We start from the raw sequence: 25,308 nt of genomic DNA on the forward strand, positions 1-25,308 counted from the left end.
CGCCCTTCCGTTCTGCCAGACATGTCGCCCACAGGTGGGAAGATCGGATGGTCGGGATCGGCTTCGATCGCATCCGCAATTTCTAACCCCGCAAGTCATTCAATTGGCATATTGCATCGCCAAAATCCGACCCTACACTTTCACAAACTGCCGGACCCACAACCATCGATACGAGAGAAAACAGTACCATCCGAAGACCACGTCCCAAAGGCCGCCGCCTCTCATCCATTTTACGGCAGATGGCCGCCGATCAGAGCCGTGAGCGGATCTCGATCGGCGATCTGTTCGACACGATGGGTGACAGGGCGATCGGCGCGTTGATGCTGATCTTTGCGCTGCCGAACGCCTTTCCCACTCCGCCGGGCACGTCGGCCGTCCTCGGCGCGCCATTGGTGTTCCTGGCAGCGCAACTGACCTTCGGGATGAAACCCTGGCTGCCTAAGGTGATTGCCAACCGTTCGATGCTGCGGGAGGATTTCGAGACTATCGTCGGCCGCATTCACCGCTGGCTCGCCTGGGCGGAGCGCATGTTGAAGCCGAGGCTGGCGATCTTCGCCGAGCCGCCGGCGGAATATCTCGCCGGGGCCGCATGCCTGCTGCTGTCGGTCGTGCTGCTGCTGCCGGTCCCGCTCGGCAACATCCTGCCGGCGATCACCATTTCGGTCTTCGCTTTCGGCATATTGGGCCGTGACGGGCTCTTTGCGCTCGTCGGTTTCGTGATGACCGCGGTGTCGCTCGTCATCGCCGGCGGCGTGATCTACGGTCTGGTGAAGGCGGCGATCTATCTCATCGTGCAATGGTTTGCCTGATTTGCATCAGCGACCGCGGTTATTTGGCGGCGCTCTTTTCAACAGGCTCGACATTTGCCGGATTTTTGTTTTGATCTGGCGCGATAGAGACTCGAAATCATGTTCGGCGGCGACAAGCCGGCTCACTTTGCGCGGTAGGCATTAGATGGCAAAAAGATCCGAGACTCCTGCACGGCTCGACGATGCGGCGCGGGCCGGCTGGCTCTATTACGTCGCCGGGCGCACCCAGGACGAAATTGCCGCCTCGATGGGTATCTCGCGGCAATCGGCGCAGCGGCTGGTGTCGCTTGCGGTCGCCGAGCGTCTGATCAAGGTGCGGCTCGATCATCCCATTGCTGCCTGTCTTGAACTCGCCGAACAGTTGCGGCGAAAATTCGGACTGAAACATGTGGAGGTGGTGCCGAGTGATCCGGGTTCGTCGTCGACCACCGTCGGAATCGCCGAGGCGGCGGCAGCCGAGATCGAGCGCTGGCTGAAGCGACCGGAGCCGATCGTGCTTGCGGTCGGCACCGGCCGCACGCTGAAGGCGGCTGTCGACCAGCTTCCGGTGATCGAATGTCCCAATCACCGCATCGTTTCGCTGACCGGCAATATCGCACCGGACGGATCGGCGGCCTATTACAACGTCATCTTCAGCATGGCGGATGCGGTGAAGGCGCGGCACTTTCCGATGCCGCTGCCGGTGCTCGTCACCTCGGCCGAGGAGCGGGAGCTGCTGCACGGCCAGCAGCTGGTGCGCTCGACGCTCGACATGAGCGCCCAGGCCGACGTCACCTTCGTCGGCATCGGCGAGCTTGGCATCGACGGTCCGCTCTGCGTCGACGGCTTTCTCGAGAAGGACGAGATGATGGAGCTGATGCGCGGCGGCGCCGTCGGCGAGATCTGCGGCTGGATCTTCGATGTCGACGGCAGGTTGCTCGATAACCCGATCAACGAGCGCGTCGCATCGGCGCCGATCCCGTCCCGCGATGCGTCGATGGTCGTCGGACTGGCCAAGGGGAAGCGGAAATTCAAGGCGATCAGGGCGGCCGTGGTCGGCCATCAGATCAACGGGCTCATCACCGATGAAGACACTGCTGAGTTTTTGCTCAAGAACTGAGCAAAAAATTCTTATTTAAAATCAACAGCATAAATGTGTCCTTCGGCATTGCAGCAACGATTGCCGATTGACATTTTGCGCCGTATGGTGAGTAATTGCTCATGAGCGAAGCGAATGCTCACACCCCATCTTCTGGGAGGAAGATATGACATTGAGAACTTTTCTGCTGGGCGCCTGCTCAGCGCTGGCGTTTGCCGGCATGGCTTCGGCCGAGACGCTGACAATCGCAACCGTGAACAACGGTGACATGATCCGGATGCAGAAGCTGACGGATGATTTCAAGGCGAAGAATCCCGGCATCGACCTTGAATGGGTAACCCTCGAAGAAAACGTGCTGCGCCAGAAGGTCACGACTGACATCGCGACCAAGGGCGGCCAGTACGACGTTCTGACCATCGGCACTTATGAGGTTCCGATCTGGGCAAAACAGGGCTGGCTGGTGCCGCTCGACAATCTCGGCGCCAACTACGACGTCGACGACCTGCTGCCGGCGATCCGCAGCGGCCTGACCCTGGACGGCAAGCTCTATGCGGCCCCGTTCTACGGCGAAAGCTCGATGGTCATGTACCGCAAGGACCTGTTCGACGCCGCCGGCCTGAAGATGCCCGACGCTCCGACCTGGGACTTCATTGCGGACGCTGCCCGCAAGATCACCAACAAGGACAAGGAAGTCTACGGCATCTGCCTGCGCGGCAAGGCCGGCTGGGGCGAGAACATGGCCTTCCTGACGGCCATGTCCAACTCCTTCGGCGCGCGCTGGTTCGATGAAAAGTGGAAGCCGCAGTTCGATCAGCCCGAGTGGAAGGACACGCCCGACTTCTACGTCAAGCTGATGAAGGATGCCGGTCCTCCGGGCGCTTCCTCCAACGGCTTCAACGAGAACCTGGCGCTCTTCCAGACCGGCAAGTGCGGCATGTGGATCGATGCGACCGTCGCGGCTTCCTTCGTCAGCAACCCGAAGGAATCGACCGTCGCCGACAAGGTCGGCTTCGCGCTCGCTCCGGACAAGGGCCTCGGCAAGCGCGGTAACTGGCTGTGGGCCTGGAGCCTCGCCATCCCGGCGGGTTCGCAGAAGGCCGAAGCGGCCGAGAAGTTCGTCGCCTGGGCCACGAGCAAGGATTACACCAACCTCGTTGCCGAGAAGGAAGGCTGGCTGAATGCACCTCCTGGCACCCGCAGCTCGCTCTATGCGAATGCGGAGTACCAGAAGGCCGCTCCCTTCGCCAAGACGACGCTCGACTCGATCAACTCGGCCGACCCGAGTAAGCCGACCGTCAAGCCGGTCCCCTATGTCGGCGTCCAGTTCGTGGCGATCCCGGAATTCCAGGGTATCGGCACGGCGGTGGGTCAGCAGTTCTCGGCAGCGCTTGCCGGCCAGATTTCGGTCGAACAGGCTCTGCAGAGCGCACAGCAGCTGGCAACCCGCGAAATGACCAAGGCCGGCTACATCAAATAACACCTCCCGAGCAAGGGGCGGATTCTTGACACTCCGCCCCTCTGGGCCGCCGATTGCCCGAACTGCATCGGCGGCCTCTTTTTCAGACCAAGCTTTCCTGCGGCCGCTCCCCGCTTCAGTCCAGATCGGTGATTGCCATGGCAACCTTACATACCCGCTCCGCTGCGCGCCTGATGATTGCGCCCTCCGTGCTGCTGCTCTTTGCGTGGATGATCGTCCCGCTTGTGATGACGATCTATTTCTCGCTGCTAAACTACAATCTGCTCAGCCCGGGCATGGAGAGCTTCGTCGGTTTCCTGAACTACGAATATTTCCTGTCCGACCCGGCCTTCTTCGCGGCGCTGATCAATACGCTGCTGCTCGTCGCCGGCGTTCTGTTGATCACCGTCATCGGCGGCATCGCCTTTGCGCTGCTGCTCGACCAGCCGATGTACGGCCAGGGCATCGTGCGCATCCTGGTGATTGCGCCGTTCTTCGTCATGCCGACGGTGGCAGCACTGGTCTGGAAGAATATGTTCATGAATCCGGTCAACGGCTTGTTTGCGCATCTTGCCAAGGCGCTCGGCCTGCAGCCGATCGACTGGCTGGCCAATGCGCCGCTGTTTTCCGTCATTCTCATCGTCGCCTGGCAATGGCTGCCCTTTGCCACCCTCATCATGCTGACGGCGCTGCAGTCGCTCGATGAGGAGCAGAAGGAAGCCTCCGAAATGGACGGCGCCGGGCCGATCTCGAAATTCATCTATATCATCCTGCCGCACATGGCCCGCGCCATCACCGTGGTGATCCTGATCCAGACGATCTTCCTGCTTTCGGTCTTCGCCGAAATCCTCGTCACCACCAATGGCGGGCCGGGCACCGACAGCACCAATCTCACCTATCTCGTCTATGCCCAGGCCCTGCTGCAGTTCGATATCGGCGGCGCTTCGGCCGGCGGCATCGTGGCTGTTATCCTCGCCAATATCGTTGCGATCTTCCTTGTCCGCCTCGTCGGCAAGAATCTGGAGGCTTGAGATGGCCAGAAAAGTCACAACGAAGCGCAAGCTCATCGTCACCGCGATCGCCTGGACGCTCGGCATCCTGATCTTCTTTCCGATTCTGTGGACCTTTCTCACCAGCTTCAAGTCGGAGGCCGACGCCATCGCCTCGCCGCCGCAGTTCCTGTTGTTCCATTGGACGACGGAGAACTACGCCGAGGTTCAGAGCCGGTCGAATTATCTCAGCCACTTCATGAACTCGGTGATCATCTCCTTCGGCTCGACGCTGATCGGCCTGATCATCGCCATTCCGGCCGCCTGGGCGATGGCGTTTTCGCCGACCAAGCGGACCAAGGACGTGCTGATGTGGATGCTGTCGACCAAGATGATGCCGCCTGTGGGTGCGCTGATCCCGATCTATCTGCTGTTTCGCAATTCGGGCCTGCTCGATACGCGCATCGGCCTGGTGATTGTGCTGACGCTGATCAATCTGCCGATCATCGTCTGGATGCTCTACACCTATTTCAAGGAAATCCCCGGCGAAATCCTCGAAGCGGCACGCATGGACGGGGCATCGCTGATGAAGGAGATCGTTTATGTGCTGACGCCGATGGCGGTGCCCGGCATTGCCTCGACGCTGCTTTTGAACATCATCCTTGCCTGGAACGAGGCGTTCTGGACGCTCAACCTCACCGCCTCGAAGGCGGCGCCGCTGACGGCCTTCATCGCCTCCTATTCCAGCCCGGAGGGCCTGTTCTATGCCAAGCTCTCGGCTGCATCGACGATGGCGATCGCGCCGATCCTGATCCTTGGCTGGTTCAGCCAGAAACAACTCGTCCGCGGCCTGACCTTCGGCGCTGTGAAATAAGATAAAGGGAGAGAAACATGGGCAGCATTACCCTTCAGAAGGTTTCCAAGGTCTTCGGCGAAGCCAAGGTCATCCCGTCGATCGATCTCGACATCAAGGACGGCGAGTTCGTCGTCTTCGTTGGCCCGTCCGGCTGCGGCAAATCCACACTGCTCAGGCTGATTGCCGGGCTCGAGGACGTCTCCGGCGGCAAGATCGTCATCGACGGCCGGGACGCCACCGAAAAGGCGCCCTCGGAGCGCGGCCTTGCCATGGTGTTCCAGTCTTACGCGCTCTATCCGCATATGAGCGTGCGCAACAACATCGCCTTCCCGCTGAAGATGGCGGGCGTCGACAAGGCGGAGATCGACCGCAAGGTGACGGATGCCGCCCGGGTGCTGAACCTTACCGACTATCTCGAACGCAAGCCACGCCAGCTGTCCGGCGGTCAGCGCCAGCGCGTGGCGATCGGCCGCGCCATCGTGCGTCAGCCTTCGGCCTTCCTGTTCGACGAACCGTTGTCGAACCTCGATGCGGCGCTGCGCGTCAACATGCGCCTCGAAATCAGCGAGTTGCACCAGCAGCTGAAGACGACGATGGTCTACGTCACCCACGACCAGGTCGAGGCGATGACCATGGCCGACAAGATCGTCGTGTTGAACAGAGGCAATATCGAGCAGGTCGGCTCGCCGCTCGAACTCTATAGCCGCCCGCGCAACCTCTTCGTCGCCGGCTTCATCGGCTCGCCGAAGATGAATTTCATCAAGGGCCAGAACGCCACCCAGCTTGGGGCGCATACAATCGGCATCCGTCCCGAACATATGCTGCTGTCGATGGAGAGCGGTGACTGGAAGGGCAGGGTCGTGGTCGCCGAACATCTCGGTTCCGACACTTTCCTGCATATCGATGCCGATGGCATCGGCATGGTGACGGCGCGCGGCAGCGGCGATTTCGCCGCAAAGGCCGGTGATACGGTCTATCTGACGCCCGACCGTTCGCGTATTCACAAATTCAACGAGGGCGGTCTTGCCATCTGAGGCGGACTGCCGGGCTGGGGGCAGGCATGTGAGCCGGACGATGGCGCCCGGCCGTCTCGGCAAGACCTTCAAGAGGACTGGAACATGACGTGCAAATTATCGCTGGCAACGCTTTCGGATGTGGCGCGCACGGCGGCCATCCCTGGATACGACAGGGCGTCGCTGAAAGCCGGCATCGTGCACTTCGGCGTCGGCAACTTCCACCGTGCCCATCAGGCGATCTATCTCGACGATCTTTTCAATGCGGGCACGGATCACGACTGGGCGATCGTCGGCGCCGGCGTGCTGCCGTCGGATGCCGCCATGCGCGAAAAGCTTGCGGCACAGGATTTCCTGACGACGGTGGTCGAGCAGGACAACAACAAAACCGCGGCGCGCGTCACTGCGCCGATGATCGACATCCTGCCGGTCGGCGATCCCGCCGCGATCATCGCCAGGCTCGCCGATCCCGAGATCCGCATCGTTTCGCTGACGATCACCGAGGGCGGTTATTTCATCGATGCATCGGGCCGATTCAATCCGGCCCATCCGGCGATTGCCGCCGACGGGCAGAATCCCGACGCGCCGAAGACGGTGTTCGGCCTGATCGTTGCCGGCCTGAAGGCACGCAAGACCAGGGGTATCGGTCCCTTCACCGTCATGTCCTGCGACAATATTCCCCATAACGGCATCGTCACCGCCAATGCCGTGGTCGGCACGGCCGCCCTTTCGGATCCTGGTTTTGCCGACTGGATCCGGGCAAATGTCGCCTTCCCGAATGCGATGGTCGACCGCATCACGCCGGCGACCGGTCAGCGGGAGATCGATTTCCTCAGGGACAATTTTGAGATCGAGGACAATTGGCCGGTTTATTGCGAGGAATTCAAGCAGTGGGTGCTGGAGGACAAGTTCACCGCCGGCCGCCCGGCGCTGGAAAAGGTCGGCGTCACCTTCGTTGCCGATGTCACGCCCTACGAGCATATGAAGATCCGCATCCTCAATGGCGGGCATGCCGCGATCGCCTATCCGGCGGCGCTGATGGATATTCATTTCGTCCATGATTCCATGGAGGATCCGCTCATTCGCGCTTTCCTTGCCAAGCTCGAAAACGACGAGATCATTCCGATCGTGCCGCCGGTGCCGAACACGTCGCTGACCGAGTATTTCGCCCTGATCGAACATCGCCTGCTCAATCCGAAGATTGCCGACACCATTCCGCGGCTGGCGCAGGACGGTTCGAACCGCCAGCCGAAATTCATCCTGCCGTCGACGCTCGACAATCTGCGCCAGGGCAAGGATGTCGTCGGCCTGGCGCTGGTTTCTGCACTCTGGTGCCGTTATTTCGCCGGCAAGACCGACAGCGGCAAGGATATCGTCTTCAACGACGCCAGCGCCGATCGCCTGCATGCGGCGGCGCTGAAAGCCAAGGACGATCCGTCAGCCTTCCTCGTCGACGATATTTTCGGCGAAGTGGCGAAATCAGAACTTTTCCGCAAGCGTTTTGCCCATGCGCTCAAAACCCTGTGGGAAAAAGGCACGCGGGAGACGCTGCAACTCTATCTCGACGGCGAGCTCGCAGTGTAAGGGAATCCGGATGGCGGCATCCGCTGCCGTCATCCGTCCGGCCTTGCGAGCGAAGCGGGACGGTTGCGTGCGAATTGAACTCAGGTGGGTCTTTCATGGCTGATGCTGAACCACGGCTGGTCATCTTCGATTGCGACGGCGTGCTCGTCGATAGCGAGCCGATCTCGATCAGCGTGCTGGTCGCGGCGATGAACGATCTCGGCGTCTCGATCACCGAAGACCAGGCCTATGAGCGCTTTCTCGGCCGCAGCCTTTCGACGCTCATCGATACGCTGGAAGCCGAATTCAACGTCCACGCCGGCGAGGAATTTCTCGAGCGCATTCGCACCGATCTTTACGCCCGTTTTCGCACCGAACTGAAGCCGATCGACGGTATCGCCGCGACGATCGACGGGCTCGGCGTTCCCTGCTGCGTCGCCTCGTCCAGTCAGATGGAGCGGATTCGGCTGTCGCTGTCCGTCACCGGGCTTCTCGACAGGCTGCCGGACATCTTCAGCGCGACGATGGTCAAGCGCGGCAAACCGGCGCCAGATCTCTTCCTGCATGCGGCGCGTGAAATGCAGATCGAGCCGGTGCATTGTCTCGTCGTCGAGGACAGCCCGGCCGGCATTGCCGCCGCCAAGGCGGCCGGCATGACGGTGTTTGCCTTCACCGGCGGATCGCACGCCAACTTCGCCGGATATCGCGCCGAACTCGATCGTCTTTCGCCTGACGTGGTGTTTGACGCCATGCCGGATTTGATACACCTTGTCCGCAACCATAAGCTGGACGGGACCAAGATTTGATGCGTGATCATGTGGTTGCGGTGGATATCGGCACGGGCAGTGCGCGCGCCGGCGTCTTCGATGCACGCGGCCGCCTGCTTGCCAAGGCCGAACATCCGATCGTGATGAACCGGCCGCGCGAAAACCATGCCGAGCACGATTCCGAGGATATCTGGTCCGCCGCCTGCACGGCGGTACGCCGGGCGATCGAGCAATCCGGTATTGCCGCGGCCGCGGTCGGAGCGATCGGCTTCGACGCCACATGCTCGCTCGTCGTGCGTGACGTCGAGGCCCGGCAGATCAGTGTTTCCACAGGCGGCGAGAGCCGTTTTGACACGATCGTCTGGCTCGATCACCGAGCGCTTAAGGAAGCCGATTTCTGCACCGCGACGGAACACCGGGTGCTCGAACATTCCGGGCATGTGATGTCGCCCGAGATGGAAATGCCGAAGCTGATGTGGCTGAAGAAAAAGCTGCCCGCCACCTGGGAAAAGGCCGGCTATTTCTTCGATCTCGCCGACTTCATGACGTGGAAGTCGACCGGGTCGCTTGCCCGTTCACGCTGCACGCTGACGGCGAAGTGGAACTATCTTGCCCATCTCGAAAAAGGCTGGCAGCACGATTTCCTGGAGCGGATCGGCCTCGAGGACCTTCAGGCGCGCGGCCACCTGCCGGATGAGACCACGCCTGTCGGAGGCAGCGTCGGCCGGCTGACAGCGGAAGCGGCCGAGGCGCTCGGGCTGACGACGGACTGCTGCGTTTCGGCCAGCATGATCGACGCCTTTGCCGGTGCGCTCGGTGCGCTCGGCGGCTACGCTGCCGATCCTGTAGAACGCGAGCGCCAGCTGGCGCTGATTGCCGGCACGTCGAGCTGCATCGTTGCCTTCTCCCGGGAACGCAAGCCGAGCCATGGCATGTGGGGTCCCTATTACGAGGCGGTCTTCCCGCAATCCTGGCTGGTCGAGGCCGGGCAATCGGCAACCGGGGCACTGCTCGACCACATCGTGCGCATGCATGCGGCCGGCGGCGAGCCGACGGCGGCCCTGCACCAGAAGATCGTCGCGCGCATTGCCGAATTGCGGGCCGAGGAGGGCGATGCCTTCGGCGCGCGGATTTTCGTGTTGCCGGATTTTCACGGCAACCGCTCGCCGCTCGCCGATCCGCATGCCGTCGGCGTCGTCAGCGGGCTGACGCTCGATAGCTCCTTCGACGGTCTCTGCACGCTCTATTGGCGCACCGCCGTGGCGATTGCGCTCGGGATCCGCCACATCCTGGAGAAGATGAAGGAATACGGCTACGTGCCCGATACGCTGCATATTGCCGGCGGGCATGTGAAGAACCCGGTGTTGATGGAGCTCTACAGCGACGCCACCGGCTGCAAGGTCGTGGTGCCGAAGATGAACGAGGCGGTGCTGCTCGGCACGGCGATCGCGGCATCTGTCGCCTGCGGCTTGCATAGGGATCTGGCGGCAGCCGGCGAGGCGATGTATCCGGGCGGCGACGAACGGCTTCCCGATCAGGCGAAACAGGCGCTCTACGACCGCGACTACCGCCGTCTTCTCGCCATGCACCGGCACCGCGCCGAGCTGGAAACGATGGAATAGAGCGCAGCCGCGTCTGTTCAGACGTGCCAAGGACGCTTTATCACCTTGAATCTGCTGCTCAATGGTTCGCCGTCTCGCCGAGCACGGTCGCGAATTCCATCATGCGGCGGCGGCGAAGGGCGGCCTCTTCTCCGACTTGGAGGATGACCGACTCCGACAGGCAGTCGAGCAACGCGATCAGCGGCGGAAGATTGTCGAGATCGGGGGCGCGCGCGGGCGGCAAGGGCAGCATCACGTTCGACTGGTCCGCCATCCAGTCCGCTTGCTGCGGTGAAATGAGCACGACCTTATAGCCGTAGCGCCGTGCGGTTCGGGCAAGCAGGCGCGCCTTGGCGAAGCGGCGACAGTCGATGATGACGAGCAGCGCGTCGTCGACCGCCAGCCGGGCGAAGAGTTCGGCAAAACGGTTGTCGGCGCCGTCGAGCGTGCGCACGCCGTCACGGGCCTGCGTCAGCCGCTGGCAGAAATGATGGGCAAGGCTCGCCAGCCGGGCATGCGTGGCGATCGACACTTCGCGGGCCGTGCTGATCAAGCTGACGGCTTCGGACCAGTGCGGCTGCGCCGTCAGATGGTAGATATGGTGGAGCGCCTGGATCTGTTCGGCAACCAGCACGGCGAGCGGTTTGCCCTCCGCGGCGTCGTGATGCAGCTCGCTCATGGCGCTTTGCAATTGCGCCGGCGATGTCGTCACCGTCTCGCGAATCTCTACTTTGACGCTGTCCAATCCCTGATAGCCGAGCGCGCGCAGGAAGCGCCCGACGGTCATCGGCGACAGATCCAGCCGGTCGGCGACGGACGCCGCTGTCTCGAACGGCAGGTCGTTCAGGTGTTCGGTAAAATATTTCGCGATACGGCGTTCGGCCGGTGTGCCGGTTTTTGCGTATTGCCTGAGTTTTTGCACAAAGTCTTCCACATCAGCCTCCCCCGTTTTTCCTCAGAGGCGTTCCGTGGACGCGCTGTTGCGACCCCTCGTCTTTGCAACTATTTCGGAAGCTGCTTCTCAGGCTCATGCATATTTAGATGCGTGACAATACTATATTAGCATTTAGTTTTCGACAAGTTTTCTATTATCACCTGCAATTTTATTCTCTCTTGTAGGCGCTCTCCATCTTTCCTACATCTTCGGCGCAACCGGAGACGCCTGAGACATGATCCTTGCCGCCGCTCGACTATCCCTAGCCAATTTGTTCGCGCCGGAAACACGCGCAGTCTTCTGGAAAGTGCTCGGCCTGACAGTCCTCGTGCTGGTCGGCCTGTGGTTCGCGCTGCGTGGCGCCTTCATGGCTTTCCTGTTTCCCTGGCTGACGAGCTTCTTTCCCGATGTGCCGGATTGGGCGGGATGGCTCGCTTTCATCTTCGCGATCCTTGCCGGTATCGGCCTTGCGCTGATGCTGGCCCTGCTGCTTTCGCCGGTCACGGCGCTGATCGCCGGCCTGTTTCTCGACGATGTCGCCGATGTCATCGAAAAACGCGACTATGCCGGAGACGCGCCGGGCACCGCCATGCCCATCGGTCCGGCGATGGCAAGCTCGATCAAGTTCCTCGGCGTGGTGATCCTCGGCAATATCGTCGCCTTGCTGCTGCTGTTCATCCCCGGCGTCAATCTGATCGCCTTCTTTCTGGTGAACGGCTATCTGCTCGGACGGGAATTCTTCGAATTCGCCGCCATGCGCTTCCGTTCGCCTGACGAGGCGCGGCTCTTCCGCGCCAGGCATGCTTCCACCGTCTTTCTCGGCGGGCTGGTGATCGCCCTTTTCCTGGCGATCCCGTTCGTCAATCTTCTGACGCCGCTGTTTGCCGCCGGCATGATGGTGCATCTGCACAAGCTGATTTCTGCTAAAGATGCCGGGTTGCAACCCTAAGGCTCAGCCGGGCAGGGCGGCGGCGGCGTACATCGCTGCGAATTCGGCGCTCGGCGGGATCGGCTTGATGATGTCGATCAGCACGCCGTTCGGATCGGCGGTGATGAAATGCCGCTGGCCGAAATCCTCATCGCGGATCTCCCGCACAATCGGCAGGCCGGCGTTTCGGCAGGCCGCATAGATCGCGTCGACATCGGCGACCTCGAAATTGAGCAGCAGGCCGGAGATCTTGCCGTGGGCGGTGGCCGGGATGGTCTCGTGGCTGCCATCGAGGATGGCAAGCGCAATATACTCCGTCTCTGCCGATTGCAGATGAACGTACCAGTCGCTCTCGAACAGCGCCTTGAAGCCGAAATGCGTGCAATAGAAGCTGGCGGTGCCGGCGACGTCGTCGGTCATGATGACGGGATAATAGCTCGTCGATTTCATCTCTTTCCTCCTCTTTTATTTACATACAAGCTGTATGTTTTTGGCCATTAACATACATTCTGTTTGTATGTAAAGAGAATGCATGAGCCGCAGCAATCGCGAGAGAACGGAACAGACGAGGCAGGCGCTGATCGATGCCGGCCGGCGTCTCTTCGTCGAGAAGGGTTATGCCGAAACCGCAACGCCGGAGATCGTCGCCGCGGCGGGTGTGACGCGTGGCGCGCTCTACCATCATTTTGAAGACAAGAAGGCGCTTTTTCGCGCGGTGATCGAATGCGAGGCGCAAGCGGTGGCCGAAGCGATCGAGGTGCATACGGCGTCATCCGACGCGCCGCGTGCCACACTGATCGCCGGTGCCTCGGCCTATTTCGATGCGATGAGGGCACAAGGGCGCACGCGGCTGCTGCTGATCGAGGCCCCTGCCGTTCTCGGCCCGCTGGCGACCGCGGCGATCGATGCGGAGAATGCGGAAGCGACGCTGCAGGCAGGGCTTGCCGCCATGCTTCCGGAGGCCGGCGCTATGCTCGACCCGCTGACGTCGCTGCTATCGGCGGCCTTCGACCGCGCGGCGATCGCGATCGAGGCGGGCGCGGAAAGGCGGGATTACGAGCAGGCGATCGCTGTTCTACTCGACGGCCTCGCCGATAACCTGCGACGGTAGCTCGATGAGTGGCGCCGCCACATCCCAGCTCTTCTCCGGTGATTTGCAGATATCGGCGATGACGCAGCGCTCACATTCCGGGCGGCGTGCCTTGCAGGTATAGCGTCCGTGCAGGATCAGCCAGTGATGGGCGTGGTAGAGGTAGTGTTTCGGGATCACCTTCATCAGCCGCGCCTCGACATCGTCAGGCGTCTTGCCAGGGGCAAGCCGGATGCGGTTGGCAATGCGGAAGATATGGGTGTCGACGGCCATCGTCGCCTGGCCGAAGGCCATGGACAGCACGACATTGGCGGTCTTGCGGCCGACGCCCGGCAATTTCACCAGTTCGTCGCGCGTCTCCGGCACCGTGCCGCCGAACTCATCGACCAGCATTTGCGAGAGCGCGATGACGTTTTTCGCCTTGTTGCGATAAAGGCCGATCGTCCTGATATAGTCGCGCAGCCGCTCCTCGCCGAGCTCGAGCATCTTTTGCGGCGTATCGGCAACCTTGAAGAGGGCGCGTGTCGCCTTGTTGACGCCGACATCGGTCGCCTGCGCCGACAGTGCGACGGCGACGACGAGGGTGAAGGGATTGCTATGCTCGAGTTCGCCCTTCGGTTCCGGCCGCTGCACCGAGAAGCGGCGGAAGATCTCCTCACGCTCGGCCAGCGAATAGGCGGTCTTCACCGCCGCCGCCGGTTTGCGGCGGGCGATCACATTCGAGTTTTGCGACGGTTTGCTAACGGATTTAAGTTTCGGATTCGCCATGGGGAATCTATACTCACCGGCTATGATGGAAAGCAACGCCCACAGCTCCAACGAGCAGCCTGTTTTCGCCGCCGAACTCTTTCCCCACCGGTCACTCGGCCGTCGGGGCTTCAAGGTGCTGCTTGGCTCGTCGGGTGCCGTCTGCTTGCTCTACGGCATGTTCTTCGTCGCCACCGGCGCCTGGCCGATCGGCTTCTTCTTCGGTCTGGACTTCGTGCTTCTCTATGGCGCCTTCTGGTTGAGCTACCGCTCCGGAAGGGCACGCGAGGAGGTCACGGTGTCGCGCACGGATGTTTCGGTGCGCAAGTTTGCGCCGTCGGGGCGGATGGTGGAGCATCATTTCAATCCGTTCTGGGCGCGCTTCCGCGTTCGTCGCCACCAGGAGATCGGCATCCTCTCCATGCATATTTTCGGCGAGGGCCGGCGTACGGATATCGGCTCCTTCCTTAATCCCGACGATCGCGAAAGCTTCGCCAAGGCCTTCAAGGGGGCGCTCGCGACGGTCAAGCAGCGGATCTGAGCCTATCTGGCGGATGTGCAAGAATCGGGTGGTTTGCTCACCCCCTATTGATTATCTCCTTGTGACAAGGAGAAAGACCATGGATATGATTGCGAACCTGCAGACAGACATCACGCCTGACGGCCCTGATTATGATATCGTCCGTCGGGTCATCGAACTCATCACCGAGGACTACCGCGACCAGCCTTCGCTGGAGGCGATCGCCGCGCGGCTCAACCAGTCGCCGACGCAACTGCAGAAGACCTTCACCCGCTGGGCCGGCCTGTCGCCCAAGGGTTTTCTGCAGGCGGTGACGCTCGACCACGCCAAGCGGCTGCTGCGTAGCGAAGACATGCCGTTGCTCGAGACGTCGATCGAGGTCGGTCTCTCCGGGCCGAGCCGGCTGCACGACCTTTTCGTCACGCATGAGGCAATGTCGCCCGGCGAATGGAAGGCCAAGGGCGGCGGTCTCACCATCCGCTACGGTTTCCACATCTGCCCTTTCGGCATGGCGCTGATTATGGTGACCGACCGCGGTCTTGCCGGCCTCGCCTTCAGCGATTCCGGCGACGAGAGGGCCTGCCTCGAGGATATGACCTGCCGCTGGCCGAACGCCTCTTATGTCGAAGACCTGCAGGCGACGGTGCCCTATGCCGCCCGCATCTTCGAGCCCGGCAGATGGTCGTCCGAGCAGCCGCTGCGCGTCGTGCTGATCGGCACCGATTTCCAGGTGCGCGTCTGGCAGAGCCTGCTGAAGATCCCGTTCGGCAAGGCCGTCACCTATTCCGATATCGCCAACGATATCGGCCGCCCGACGGCGCAGCGCGCCGTCGGAGCGGCGGTCGGGGCAAACCCGATTTCGTTCGTGGTGCCCTGCCATCGGGCGCTCGGCAAGAACGGCGCACTGACGGGCTACCATTGGGGCCTTACCCGCAAACGGGCGATGCTCGGCTGGGAATCGGCGCACGCCTGATAGGGTTTCCCGGGGGCAGCGGCCGTCGTTTTCTACTTGCGTCGTTCGCTATCGCTCTGACGCTTCTTCCCGCTGGGGCGTAGAGACGGGCGGCAACGTCTCCGCCAGTTCGAGCAGCGCCCGTGCGGCACTTTCATCGGTGATCAGCGTGTTGCAGCCGATGCGCTTGATCGTGGCGCGGATCGCCACGGCCCGGTGGGCGCCGCCGGAGGAGAGCACGATATGTTTGGCCTCCTTCAGCGTGTCTAGATCGACGGACATGACTCGACGATTGATCGAGTGGTCGACCGAATTGCCGTCCTTGTCGAGGAAGTTGAACATGGTGTCGCAGACGCAGCCGGCATCGATCAGTTCCTGCAGCTCGGCCTTGGAGATCCAGCCCTCCGACAGCGAGGTCGAATGCGGGCCGATATCGCCGCAGCTGACGATCGCCAGATCGAGGTTCTCGGCCAGACGATAAATCGTGTCCAGCCCGCATTTCTCGATCAGATTGCGTTTGGTTTCGATGGAGTCGACGAGAAGCGGCGCCAGGAACATGTAACATTCGGCGCCGAGCTGATTTGCCAGCCGCCATGTGTAATCGATCGGGTTGGTCTGGTGCACGGCGACGATGCCGCCCAAGAGCGAGACGACCTTGCAATTGGCGCGGCGCGGCGGCCGGAAGCTCGACAGCGAGGCGGTCATGGTGCGGCCCCAGCCGACGCCGATGGTGTAGTCGTCGGGGATGGCTTCGGAGAGGAACTGGCCCAGGGCCAGGCCGACATTTTTCGCCAGCGCATTGACGTCGCTATTGACCGGCGCGGGCACGACGATCGCCTCGTCGAGGCCGTAGGCGCGCTCCAGCTTCACCGAAAGTTCAACGCAGTCGCCGATCGAATCGTTGATCCAGATCTGGACTTCGCTGCGCTTCATCGCCTCGTCGAGCAGGCGGATGACGGTGGTGCGGCTGATGCCGAGCTGTTCGGCGACGTCTTTCTGGGTCAGGCCCTCGTTATAATAGAGCCATGCCGCCCTGAGCCGCAGCGAGGATGCCTCGGAATAAGCCGTGTGTGTGCCGCGTTTGAGCTTGACCACATTGCCTCCGCACGAATTCACCCCAGATCCCCCTTGGGATGAAAGGCGTAACGTCGTTTTGTTGGAGGGATAATGACGGGTGTGACACTTATGTCAATTGAAATGCACAAATGTCCTTGACTTTTCCCTGGGCGAATGGCGATAGTCCTGACGACACAAGTCGTTCTTGTCCGTCGAGGAGGACATAGTGCGGGCATGCCGAAAGTCACGACCGGCCTTCCAGCCGCAGGCGGCATCGCTTGCGTCCGAGCCGCCATTCGTTGACGGACGGAACATGGCGACTGTCCTTTACGTTTGTGAATCATCCGTGACGGATGCGCGCATTTTCGCCTGCAGCTTGCAAACAACCTGTCGGTAGATCACCTTTGCCGGGCGGAACGCGCGCCGGTCGCAGCCCAAGTTCAACAAGGATTATTAACCATGACATCCAAGCTTGACCAACTTCGCGAGATTACCACCGTCGTCGCCGATACCGGCGACATCGAGGCCGTTGCCCGGCTGAAGCCGGTGGATTGCACGACCAACCCGAGCATCGTGCTGAAGGCGCTCGGCACGCCGATGTTTGCCGACGCCATCAAGGAAGCCGTCGCCTGGGGCAAGAAACAGGGCGGCAATCCCGAAGCCGTTTCATCCGCTGTTGCCGATCGCCTCGCCATATCAGTCGGCGCCGCCCTGGTGAAGCTTGTCCCGGGCCGCGTCTCGACCGAAGTCGATGCCGATCTTTCCTTCGATACCGAGGCTTCGCTTGCCAAGGCGCGCGCGATCATCGCCGCCTACAAGGATCGCGGCATCGATCAGGACCGCATCCTCATCAAACTCGCCTCCACTTGGGAAGGCATCCGCGCAGCGGAAGTGCTGCAGAAGGAAGGCATCGACTGCAACCTGACGCTTCTTTTCAGCAAGGCCCAGGCGATCGCCTGCGCCGACGCCAAGGTGTTCCTGATCTCGCCCTTCGTCGGCCGCATCCTCGACTGGTACAAGAAATCGACCGGCAAGGACTTCACGGCCGAGGAAGATCCGGGCGTCATCTCCGTCCGTGAAATCTACAACTACTACAAGGCGAACGACATCAAGACGATCGTCATGGGCGCCTCCTTCCGCAGCGCCGGCGAAATCGAAGCCCTTGCCGGCTGCGACCGCCTGACGATCAGCCCGAACCTGCTCGACGAGCTCGCCAAGGATGAGGGCAAGCTGGAGCGCAAGCTCTCGCCTGATAGTCGCAAGCCGGATCCGAAGGTCTCGGTCGACGAGAAGACTTTCCGCTGGCTGATGAACGAAGACGCGATGGCGACGGAAAAACTCGCCGAAGGCATCCGCGCCTTCGCCAAGGATCTGGGAACGTTGCGCAGCATGGTGCAGAAGGAACTACAGCTCGCCGCCGCCTGATAAGGCACGGCATACAATTAGAGCCTTTCCGGGTTAGATTGCAGCATTCTGTTGGCTCAAACGGAGTCGGATGGTCGACCGGCCGGCGCGCGTCGTAGCCCAGTTCTACGGCCAAGCCGGCCGGTCGATCAGGCGGCCCGTTTCAGCCAACCCGAAGGGCCGGGCATCTTTCCACCAGGATCAAAGGCGATCGGCTCGGACGTACCAAGGGGTATGCCCTTCGCCAATCGCCTTTGCCCTGACGAAAACCTGCTCCGGCAGAATGCTGCAATCTAACCCGGAAAGGCTCTAAAGGCGCGGCTGCCGGCTGGCAGGCGCGCCTTTTTCATGCTGTTATCAAGGGCATATGCTGTCGGAGACCGATATGGCGGATGAGGAACGGGCAAACTCGCTTGCGGCATTTGCCTATAAGCATGCGAGCTTCATCATCGCCGCTCTTGCCGGACTGGCCGTCTTCCTGGCCGTAACCTCGCGCGAGGTCAGCGCCGGCAATATTCTGTTCGGCTGGAATGTCAGCGCCGGCGTTTTTGTCGCGCTCAGCTGGCGCAAGATGCTGCGGGCGACGGTCGAAAGCATCCGCAAACGCTCCGCGGATCTCGATTTCTCCGACACCGTCCTCCTGGCTCTTTCGATCGGAGCAGCGCTTGCCAGCATCGCCGGCATCGGCATCGAGCTTCATTCGATCAAGGAGGCGGCACCCGACGTCGCGCTGGCACGGGCAGGTGCGGCGATTTTGACGATCCTGATCTCCTGGATCTTCCTGCATACGCTTTTCACCATCCACTATGCCCATTATTTCTACGGCGGGGCGGACGAGGAGGGCGGCCTCAAATTTCCCGACGGGATCGAAGAGCCCGGCTACTGGGACTTCCTCTATTTCTCCTTCACCATCGGCGTTGCCGCGCAGACGGCGGATGTCGCGGTCAGTTCGACCAGCATGCGCAAGCTGACGCTGCTGCATGCCGTGCTGTCGTTCCTGTTCAACACGACGATCCTGGCGCTGGCGATCAATGTCGGGGCAAGCCTGCTATAATGCGGCCTTGCCGGAGCGGGTGGCCAATCACCTGCTCGTCAAACCGGAGGGTATGATGGACAGCGCCTCAAGCCGGCTCCGACCGGCCGATCTCATTCTTCTCCTGGGCAGGCTGCTCTTATCGCTGATCTTCCTGCACGAAGGCTCGGTACTCGCATCGGATATCACCGCGACGGTCGACACTTTCGCAAAACTGGGACTGTCGGCGCCGGTGGCGGTTGCCGTCATCGCCCTTCAGATCGGCGCCGGCCTTTCCCTTGCGACAGGCTTTCTCACCCGGCTCGGTGCACTGGCACTGGCGCTCTTCTGCCTGGCGACCGCCTTGCTCTTCCATACGAATTTTGCGAGCCAGAACGAGCTGCTGCATTTCGAGAAAGACCTGGCGATTGCCGGCGGCATGTTCGTGCTTTCGGCTTCAGGTGCGGGATCGATATCGATCGACAGGCTGCTGAGAAAGCGAACACACAGAATGCATCCCTGGCTCAGGGCGGCTTTGTCGTGAAGTCCGCCGAAATCCCAAGGCCCTCGGGGCTGAACGTGATGAATTTCGCGAGCGCCCGCCGGCACAATAAAACCGAATAAAACCGAACAAACAGCAGCGTCGATGCGGGCTACACTTTTGGCGACAGGTCAGGAGTGTGCCAGTGATGTCATCAGCGCAAAGCAATCAGCAAAAACCCATTCTCGTCTTTCTCGGCAAAGATGCTGCCTGCGGGATCGTCTCGCAGTTGAATGAGAACGGATATGCCGCAACGGCTGTGTCTTCCATACCGGAGCTCTTCGACGCTTTGCGTTCGGACCGATATTGCCTTGCTGTAACGATGCGGTCGGACATCGATATGGTCCGAAACATCAAGCCGATACCGGTCATCAATCTGGAGGTGTTTTTCCATGCCATCCAGCCGGCAGCAAAGTCCGTTCCCTCCTCGAAAGAATTCGACAGCGATGCCTTTCTGAGAAGGATCGCGGCGCTCAGGGAGACAAAGACCGGCAGGATTGTTGCAGCCCAAAGACCCCCGGCTGCAAACGAGACGGTGATTGCAGCCGCGGCGAAGGCATCCCGGTGGCGTGCCGCCACATCTCTGCTTTTAAGCCGCCGCGCCACATCAAGCGCAAAAAGGGCCGATTAGACGTGGCCGAATTCTCATCGCCGACGGACCGGCCTTCGCCCGATTCAGATCGCGATGATCCGGCCCAGTCTCTCCGCCCGGCCACGCTGCGCCTCGTTCTTTCCAGCGGATTTCGCCGGCTCGAAGGCGTCATTCCCAGACCGGAGCTTTTTACGTGGTGTGGGTGTCTTCTCATGTTTCAGTTGCTGGGAGCTGCGTCGGCAAGCGGATATATCATCACGGCATTGTTTCTGCTCGTGGCGATCGGTCGCCTCGCCAGAAGCGGTCTCCATAAGTTCACCGCACGGCTCCCGAAGCGCTCAGCGTTGAAGCATTATACGATGGCGGCCGTCTCTTTGATGTTCTTTTGCCTGCTGGTCATTCGGATGTGTTTCATCGTCACCGTCATCATCGATAGCGCAATCCAAGGTGACAAGGTGGAAGTCAGCGGCGATCTCGAAAGCCAGTTTTGACGCCGGACTTGGTGTCGGAAATCCCGCAACATTTCTCAACATTATCGAACACAGCTTTGCACGGTGCTTGGTATGCTGGAGGCGGAGCCCGCGTCTCAGCGGCGACTGATATCGTGTGATGTCCGGCTCGGAGATCTCTGACGTAGACATAGTGAACGTGATAATTTCGCGCCGAAGAACATCTGCCGGCAAGAGAACGAATGACGATGGCATATGAAATGGCAGTTCCCAATCAGGCTCACATCCTCATCGTCGAAGACGATCCCGCGATCGCCGACATGCTGGTGGATCTTGTCCGGACCAGCGGCTTCGAGGCCTCGTCGGTGGAGAGCGGCGCGGCTATGGATCGGATGATGGCGCGGCAGCAATTCGACCTCATCGTCCTCGATGCGATGTTGCCTGGGGAGGATGGCTTCAGCATCTGCAGGCGGCTTCGTGCCTCGGGCTCGGTGCCGATCCTGATGCTGACGGCGCTCCAGGAGGATATCGACCGCATTCTCGGCCTGGAGCTCGGTGCTGACGACTATGTCACGAAACCATTCAACTCCCGCGAGCTCTTGGCTCGGATCAAGAGCATTCTCCGCAGATCGTCACATGCTCACCATCATGAGGAAACGCTTGGGCCCATGACCTTCTCGGGATGGCGCATCGATCCCAAAAGCCGTCAACTCCTCGATGCGGACGGAGCGCAGGTTTCGATGACAACGGCGGAGTTCGATATCCTCCTGGCGTTCTGCTGCAATCCGAACAAGGTTCTGACGCGCGAACAGCTCCTGTCGATGACGCATGCCGGATCGGCCGGGCCGGTGGAGCGCAGCATCGACGCCCACATCAGCCGGGTCAGGCAAAAGATAGAGCCTAATCTCAAAGATCCGACATTCATAAAAACGGTGCGGCTGGGCGGCTATCTTTTCGCATCCAAAGTAGAGCGTCTCACTTGAGAAATTTTCGGCGCGCTTCGATCCAAAACCAGATCCTCATCTTGGCGACCTTTCTTGTCGTGCTGGTTTCCGTCGCGGCGACCGCGATGGAGCCCTATATCTACGGCCGTCATGATCGCGGGTTTCAAAACGGCCTGTTTGCTGCGAGAGCGGCGATGATTGCGGAGCAATTTGCCCAGGCAGGTTCAGCGCAAGACGAAAACGCCGTCCTCGAGAGAGCTGCGGCACTCGGCGTTGCGGTCGAAAGGACGTCCCCGGATCGCGCTCGCGCAGGGGAACAACGCCTATCTCCCGGCGACCTCGTGGCGCGCATCGACGCGATGCTCGCCGACAATGTTTTGACGGCGTTTCATCGTTTCGTCATGGGTCAATCGCATCCCGATGTGCTGACTGTCGGAATTGACGACAAGCGTGCTCTCAGCTTTCAGCTGCCGGTTTTTCCGAGCTATCTGTGGTTCGTTCCGGCCGCTGCCAGCGGATTTTTGAAAATCGTCATTCCGTTGGTGCTGCTCGCATATTTCAGCAGCCGGCTCATTACCGAACCGCTGAGGCGCTTTGCTGCCGCTGCCAAACGCGCGAGGGAAGGCAGCCTGGAAAAACCTTTCGAACCGGATGGCGCAGCCGAAATCCGCAGCCTGGCGGAATCGCTCAACGTCATGAGTGATCGCATCCAGAGCATGGCGGAGGATCGAACACGAATACTGAGCGGCGTTGGTCACGATCTCAGGACACCACTGACGAGATTGCGGATGCGTGCCGAGCGTTCCTCGGAGCCGGAACTGCGCAGCCTGATGCTGGCCGATGTCGCCACCTTGAGTTTCATGATCGACGAGTGTCTGGCCTATTTCAAAGATCCATCGGTGAGGGCGGTCGATCGAAAGGTCGATATCTCAAGCCTGCTGCAGACGATTGCGACCGATTTCTCCGACACCGGCGTCGATGTGCGGTTCACCGGTCCGCGGCGACTGGCGTTTGTCTGCAAACCTCAGGCGCTGACCCGCGCGATTACCAATCTGGTCGAAAACGCGTCCCGCTACGCAACGCAAGTCGACATCGATTTGCAATGCCGTGAGGATGGCGGGATCAGGATAGAGGTGAGGGACAATGGTCCCGGCTTGACGGATGAGCTCAAGGCGAAGGTTTTGGACCCATTCTTCAAAGCCGACAAATCGCGACAGATCGGCGCCAAAGGCGGTTCGGGGCTCGGGCTTGGTCTTCCGATCGCCCAAGGGATCATCACCAAAGCGCATAATGGACAATTGACATTGGTGGACGGGAACCCACGCGGCCTGGTCGTGGTGATCGATCTTCCCGTCCCTCATTGACTGCCGGCCGGACGAGGCGCGATCACACGTCACGCTGCGCTGCTTCGCCGCAAAGACGGCTTGCGAACATTTCCGCATATCATGACAAACACAGCAACATTCGAATTGCATAAAACCGGTGCCAGCAGATGCCGTTCGGCATTTCCAAAGCTGGAGCCAAGTCATTGATCAAAAATTTGAAAATCGGCGCCGCACCGATGCTCGCCTGCTTGAGCCTTGCCTCATGCACGACCCCTGACCCCACGGTGTATGCCGGGCTTGCTTCGGCATCACAGCTTCAACCGAACACCGAGGACAAAACCGGCCGCGTGCCGTATCGCTATCGGACGAATGTCAACTGGAGCCAGTACAACAGGATCATCGTCGATCCGGTCACCGTCTATCGCGGCCCTGACAATCAGTTCGGCAAGGTCTCCGAAAAGGACAGGATCTTCCTCGCCAATTACATGCAGGAGCAATTCGCGGAACAATTGAAGACGCGCTTTGCCGTCGTCAGCACCCCTGCTCCGGCAACGCTGAGACTGCATCTGACGCTGACGGGCGCGAAGTCGACGACGGCGGTGCTCGGAACGGTCACGCGCATCGACGTTGCCGGCGGATTGTACAACACCGTCCAGGCGGCGCGGGGCCGCGAAGGTTCGATGACCGGCTCGGTGAATTCTGCCGTGGAAATCTATGATGCTGCGAGCAATCGTCTCCTGTCTTCCTATGTCACCAAGCAATATCCGAATGCGATGAATATCGGTGCAAGCTTCACGGCGATGGATGCCTCGATGGTCGGCGTCCGGAAAGGCGCCGATGCGCTCCTTGCGGAGTTGAAATAGCCGGCGGAGTCAAAGAGCGTGGACATGTTCTACGTCCACGCTCACCGCCGCTCCGTTTCCGCTCACAAGATCGCCTGGCCGGCCAACAGCGCAAGGACAAGGAAGATCAGGAAGATCACCAGCGCGATGCCGAAGAGAACGCGGGCAATGGTCGCGGTGGTCGCGGAAACGCCGGAGAAGCCGAAGAAGCCGGCGATGATCGAAATCACGAAAAATATCAGAGCCCATTTCAGCATGGCGTCATCCTTTGCTTTTGCCTGGGAAGACGCGGTAACCGGGAAAATGTTCCAGATCGATGGAATGGAAGCACTGATCTCCGCCCGCCCCTCCCAGTGCTGCTGATGGGGGTTGCGTCGAATTTCGTCTCCCTGCCTTCCCCCGCTCAGCCGTGATTGATCATCACGTGGCGCACGGCGGTGTAGTCCTCCAGCGCGTAGACCGACATGTCCTTGCCGTAGCCCGACTGTTTGAGGCCGCCATGCGGCATCTCGTTGGCCAGCATGAAATGCGTGTTGATCCAGGTGCAGCCATATTGCAGGCGGGCGGCGGTCTTCATGCCGCGGCCGATATCCTTGGTCCAGACGGAGGAGGCCAGGCCGTAGTCGCTGTCGTTTGCCCAGGCGATGGCATCATCGGCCTGGGAAAAGCGGGTGACCGAGACGACCGGGCCGAAGACCTCGCGGCGGACGATCTCGTCGTCCTGCAGGGCGCCTGCTATGACGGTCGGGGCGAAGAAGAAACCCTTGTCGCCGGAGACCTTGCCGCCGGTGGTGATCTCCATATGCTTGTGTTCGGAGGCACGGGCGACGAAGCTTTCGACGCGGTCGCGCTGGCGCCTGGAGATCAGCGGGCCGATTTCGTTTTCGGTATCGTCGGCCTGGTTGAAGCGGATGCTCGCGACGGCTGAGGAGAGGTCGGCGACGAAATTGTCGTAGACCTTGGCATCGGCATAGATCCGGCAGGCGGCGGTGCAATCCTGGCCGGCATTGTAATAGCCGAAGGTGCGGATGCCGGACACGACGGCATCGATATCGGCATCGTCGAAGACGATGACCGGGGCCTTGCCGCCGAGTTCGAGATGGGTGCGCTTGACCGTCTTGGCGGCGGCCTGCAGCACCTTCTTGCCGGTGGCGACATCGCCGGTGATCGAGATCATGCCGATCTTGGCATGATTGATCAGCGCGTTGCCGACGCTTTCGCCGCGGCCGAGGATGACATTGACGACGCCTTCGGGAAGGATTTCCGAGAGCAATTTCGCCATTTTCAGCGCCGTCAGCGGCGTCTGCTCCGAAGGCTTGAAGACGACGGTGTTGCCGCCGGCGATCGCCGGCGCCAGCTTCCAGGCCATCATCATCAGCGGATAGTTCCACGGCGCGATCGAGCCGACGATGCCGATCGGATCGCGGCGGATCATCGAGGTGTGGCCGGGCAGGTATTCGCCGGCGGCCGGGCCGTGCAGGTTGCGCACCGCGCCGGCGAAGAAGCGATAACAATCGACGATCGCCGGGATTTCGTCGTTCAGCACGGAATTGATCGGCTTGCCGCAATTCAAAGCCTCCAGCGTCGCGAAGCCCGCGGCATCCTTCTCGATCGCGTCGGCGATCTTCAAGAGGTAGCCGGAACGCTCGCCCGGCGTCGTCTGCGACCAGCTTGCGAAGGCTTTTTCGGCGGCATCGACGGCGGCGTCGATTTGGGAAAGCGAAGCCTCGGGAAGGTCGATCACCGTCTCGCCGGTCTTCGGGTTCAGGATGTGTTCTTCCGTCTCCGTGCCTTTTTCGAAGCGGGACCCGATCAGCATTTGGATATCCATGATGTTCTC

Annotated in this window: 27 protein-coding genes; 21 read left to right on the plus strand and 6 right to left on the minus strand. The window is 60.9% G+C overall.

The genetic code is table 11. The annotated features are described in order from the left end of the window. The first annotated feature begins 188 nt into the window (after positions 1-188). The 9 genes from CO667_RS09425 (at position 189) to CO667_RS09465 (ending at position 10,153) form a co-directional block, all read left to right on the plus strand. Entirely contained in the window at positions 189-809 is a 621-nt protein-coding gene (locus CO667_RS09425) for an exopolysaccharide biosynthesis protein (protein ID WP_280953214.1), read from the plus strand. Between the two features lie 145 nt (positions 810-954). Beyond that, on the plus strand, positions 955-1,908 hold the full coding sequence (locus CO667_RS09430) for a sugar-binding transcriptional regulator (protein WP_097618135.1): 954 nt from the start codon (positions 955-957) through the stop codon (positions 1,906-1,908). 145 nt (positions 1,909-2,053) lie between these two features. Beyond that, a complete protein-coding gene (locus tag CO667_RS09435; protein ID WP_097618136.1) occupies positions 2,054-3,364 on the plus strand; it encodes a sugar ABC transporter substrate-binding protein in 1,311 nt (436 codons plus the stop codon). Positions 3,365-3,501: 137 nt separating this feature from the next. Further along, entirely contained in the window at positions 3,502-4,374 is an 873-nt protein-coding gene (locus CO667_RS09440; RefSeq protein ID WP_018243661.1) for a sugar ABC transporter permease, read from the plus strand. A gap of 1 nt (position 4,375) precedes the next feature. Further along, on the plus strand, positions 4,376-5,206 hold the full coding sequence (locus CO667_RS09445; protein ID WP_097618137.1) for a carbohydrate ABC transporter permease: 831 nt from the start codon (positions 4,376-4,378) through the stop codon (positions 5,204-5,206). Positions 5,207-5,223: 17 nt separating this feature from the next. After that, a complete protein-coding gene (locus tag CO667_RS09450; RefSeq protein ID WP_097618138.1) occupies positions 5,224-6,222 on the plus strand; it encodes an ABC transporter ATP-binding protein in 999 nt (332 codons plus the stop codon). Between the two features lie 84 nt (positions 6,223-6,306). After that, positions 6,307-7,785: a mannitol dehydrogenase family protein gene (locus tag CO667_RS09455; RefSeq protein WP_097618139.1), complete on the plus strand. Its 1,479-nt coding sequence runs from the start codon at positions 6,307-6,309 to the stop codon at positions 7,783-7,785. 95 nt (positions 7,786-7,880) lie between these two features. After that, positions 7,881-8,570 (plus strand): HAD family hydrolase, encoded by a 690-nt coding sequence (locus tag CO667_RS09460; protein WP_097618140.1) that lies wholly within the window; start codon positions 7,881-7,883, stop codon positions 8,568-8,570. Next, positions 8,570-10,153 carry an FGGY-family carbohydrate kinase gene (locus CO667_RS09465; protein ID WP_097618141.1) on the plus strand — a complete coding sequence of 528 codons (1,584 nt, stop codon included), beginning with the start codon at positions 8,570-8,572 and terminating at the stop codon, positions 10,151-10,153. The genes CO667_RS09460 and CO667_RS09465 overlap by 1 nt, the downstream gene beginning before the upstream one ends. 58 nt (positions 10,154-10,211) lie before the next feature. Here CO667_RS09465 and CO667_RS09470 read toward each other — a convergent pair whose 3' ends face one another. Next, entirely contained in the window at positions 10,212-11,066 is an 855-nt protein-coding gene (locus CO667_RS09470; RefSeq protein WP_097618142.1) for a MurR/RpiR family transcriptional regulator, read from the minus strand. Between the two features lie 235 nt (positions 11,067-11,301). Here CO667_RS09470 and CO667_RS09475 point away from each other — a divergent pair, with 235 nt between their 5' ends. Continuing rightward, on the plus strand, positions 11,302-12,015 hold the full coding sequence (locus CO667_RS09475) for a sulfate transporter family protein (protein ID WP_097618143.1): 714 nt from the start codon (positions 11,302-11,304) through the stop codon (positions 12,013-12,015). 3 nt (positions 12,016-12,018) lie between these two features. On the opposite strand, the gene CO667_RS09480 is transcribed toward CO667_RS09475, so the two are convergent. After that, a complete protein-coding gene (locus CO667_RS09480) occupies positions 12,019-12,444 on the minus strand; it encodes a VOC family protein (RefSeq protein WP_097618144.1) in 426 nt (141 codons plus the stop codon). Between the two features lie 82 nt (positions 12,445-12,526). Between CO667_RS09480 and CO667_RS09485 the strand changes: the two genes are divergently transcribed. Next, positions 12,527-13,105 carry a TetR family transcriptional regulator gene (locus tag CO667_RS09485; protein ID WP_097618145.1) on the plus strand — a complete coding sequence of 193 codons (579 nt, stop codon included), beginning with the start codon at positions 12,527-12,529 and terminating at the stop codon, positions 13,103-13,105. Here CO667_RS09485 and nth read toward each other — a convergent pair. Next, positions 13,070-13,852 (minus strand): endonuclease III, encoded by a 783-nt coding sequence (gene nth / locus CO667_RS09490; protein ID WP_097618146.1) that lies wholly within the window; start codon positions 13,850-13,852, stop codon positions 13,070-13,072. The genes CO667_RS09485 and nth overlap by 36 nt on opposite strands. Before the next feature lie 22 nt (positions 13,853-13,874). Between nth and CO667_RS09495 the strand changes: the two genes are divergently transcribed. Then, on the plus strand, positions 13,875-14,372 hold the full coding sequence (locus CO667_RS09495; protein WP_097618147.1) for a DUF2244 domain-containing protein: 498 nt from the start codon (positions 13,875-13,877) through the stop codon (positions 14,370-14,372). Positions 14,373-14,451: 79 nt separating this feature from the next. Then, a complete protein-coding gene (locus CO667_RS09500; RefSeq protein WP_097618148.1) occupies positions 14,452-15,324 on the plus strand; it encodes a bifunctional helix-turn-helix domain-containing protein/methylated-DNA--[protein]-cysteine S-methyltransferase in 873 nt (290 codons plus the stop codon). Between the two features lie 48 nt (positions 15,325-15,372). Here the strand turns inward: CO667_RS09500 and CO667_RS09505 are convergent, their stop codons facing one another. After that, on the minus strand, positions 15,373-16,398 hold the full coding sequence (locus CO667_RS09505) for a sugar-binding transcriptional regulator (RefSeq protein WP_097618149.1): 1,026 nt from the start codon (positions 16,396-16,398) through the stop codon (positions 15,373-15,375). A gap of 420 nt (positions 16,399-16,818) precedes the next feature. Between CO667_RS09505 and tal the strand changes: the two genes are divergently transcribed. The 8 genes from tal (at position 16,819) to CO667_RS09555 (ending at position 23,489) form a co-directional block, all read left to right on the plus strand. After that, the gene (tal, locus tag CO667_RS09510; RefSeq protein ID WP_097618150.1) at positions 16,819-17,784 is read left to right on the plus strand and encodes a transaldolase; all 966 of its coding nucleotides are present in this window, start codon (positions 16,819-16,821) and stop codon (positions 17,782-17,784) included. 364 nt (positions 17,785-18,148) lie between these two features. Further along, the gene (locus tag CO667_RS09525; protein ID WP_097618151.1) at positions 18,149-18,817 is read left to right on the plus strand and encodes a DUF1345 domain-containing protein; all 669 of its coding nucleotides are present in this window, start codon (positions 18,149-18,151) and stop codon (positions 18,815-18,817) included. Positions 18,818-18,869: 52 nt separating this feature from the next. Next, the gene (locus CO667_RS09530) at positions 18,870-19,319 is read left to right on the plus strand and encodes a DoxX family protein (protein ID WP_097618333.1); all 450 of its coding nucleotides are present in this window, start codon (positions 18,870-18,872) and stop codon (positions 19,317-19,319) included. A 136-nt stretch (positions 19,320-19,455) separates the two neighbouring features. Next, positions 19,456-19,947, plus strand: coding sequence for a hypothetical protein (locus CO667_RS35785; RefSeq protein ID WP_097618152.1), 492 nt, complete (start codon positions 19,456-19,458; stop codon positions 19,945-19,947). Between the two features lie 173 nt (positions 19,948-20,120). Continuing rightward, positions 20,121-20,399: a hypothetical protein gene (locus CO667_RS36345; protein WP_097618153.1), complete on the plus strand. Its 279-nt coding sequence runs from the start codon at positions 20,121-20,123 to the stop codon at positions 20,397-20,399. A 200-nt stretch (positions 20,400-20,599) separates the two neighbouring features. After that, a complete protein-coding gene (locus CO667_RS09545) occupies positions 20,600-21,340 on the plus strand; it encodes a response regulator transcription factor (protein WP_097618154.1) in 741 nt (246 codons plus the stop codon). Continuing rightward, positions 21,337-22,665: a HAMP domain-containing sensor histidine kinase gene (locus CO667_RS09550; RefSeq protein ID WP_097618155.1), complete on the plus strand. Its 1,329-nt coding sequence runs from the start codon at positions 21,337-21,339 to the stop codon at positions 22,663-22,665. The genes CO667_RS09545 and CO667_RS09550 overlap by 4 nt, the downstream gene beginning before the upstream one ends. Positions 22,666-22,829: 164 nt before the next feature. Next, the gene (locus tag CO667_RS09555) at positions 22,830-23,489 is read left to right on the plus strand and encodes a DUF3313 domain-containing protein (RefSeq protein ID WP_179874105.1); all 660 of its coding nucleotides are present in this window, start codon (positions 22,830-22,832) and stop codon (positions 23,487-23,489) included. A gap of 62 nt (positions 23,490-23,551) precedes the next feature. On the opposite strand, the gene CO667_RS09560 is transcribed toward CO667_RS09555, so the two are convergent. Next, positions 23,552-23,725, minus strand: coding sequence for a DUF1328 domain-containing protein (locus CO667_RS09560; protein ID WP_097618156.1), 174 nt, complete (start codon positions 23,723-23,725; stop codon positions 23,552-23,554). 146 nt (positions 23,726-23,871) lie between these two features. Beyond that, the gene (locus CO667_RS09565; protein WP_097618157.1) at positions 23,872-25,299 is read right to left on the minus strand and encodes a gamma-aminobutyraldehyde dehydrogenase; all 1,428 of its coding nucleotides are present in this window, start codon (positions 25,297-25,299) and stop codon (positions 23,872-23,874) included. Between the last annotated feature and the right edge of the window lie 9 nt (positions 25,300-25,308).

The sequence above is a fragment of the Rhizobium sp. L43 genome (genome assembly GCF_002531725.1).
Lineage (GTDB): Bacteria > Pseudomonadota > Alphaproteobacteria > Rhizobiales > Rhizobiaceae > Rhizobium.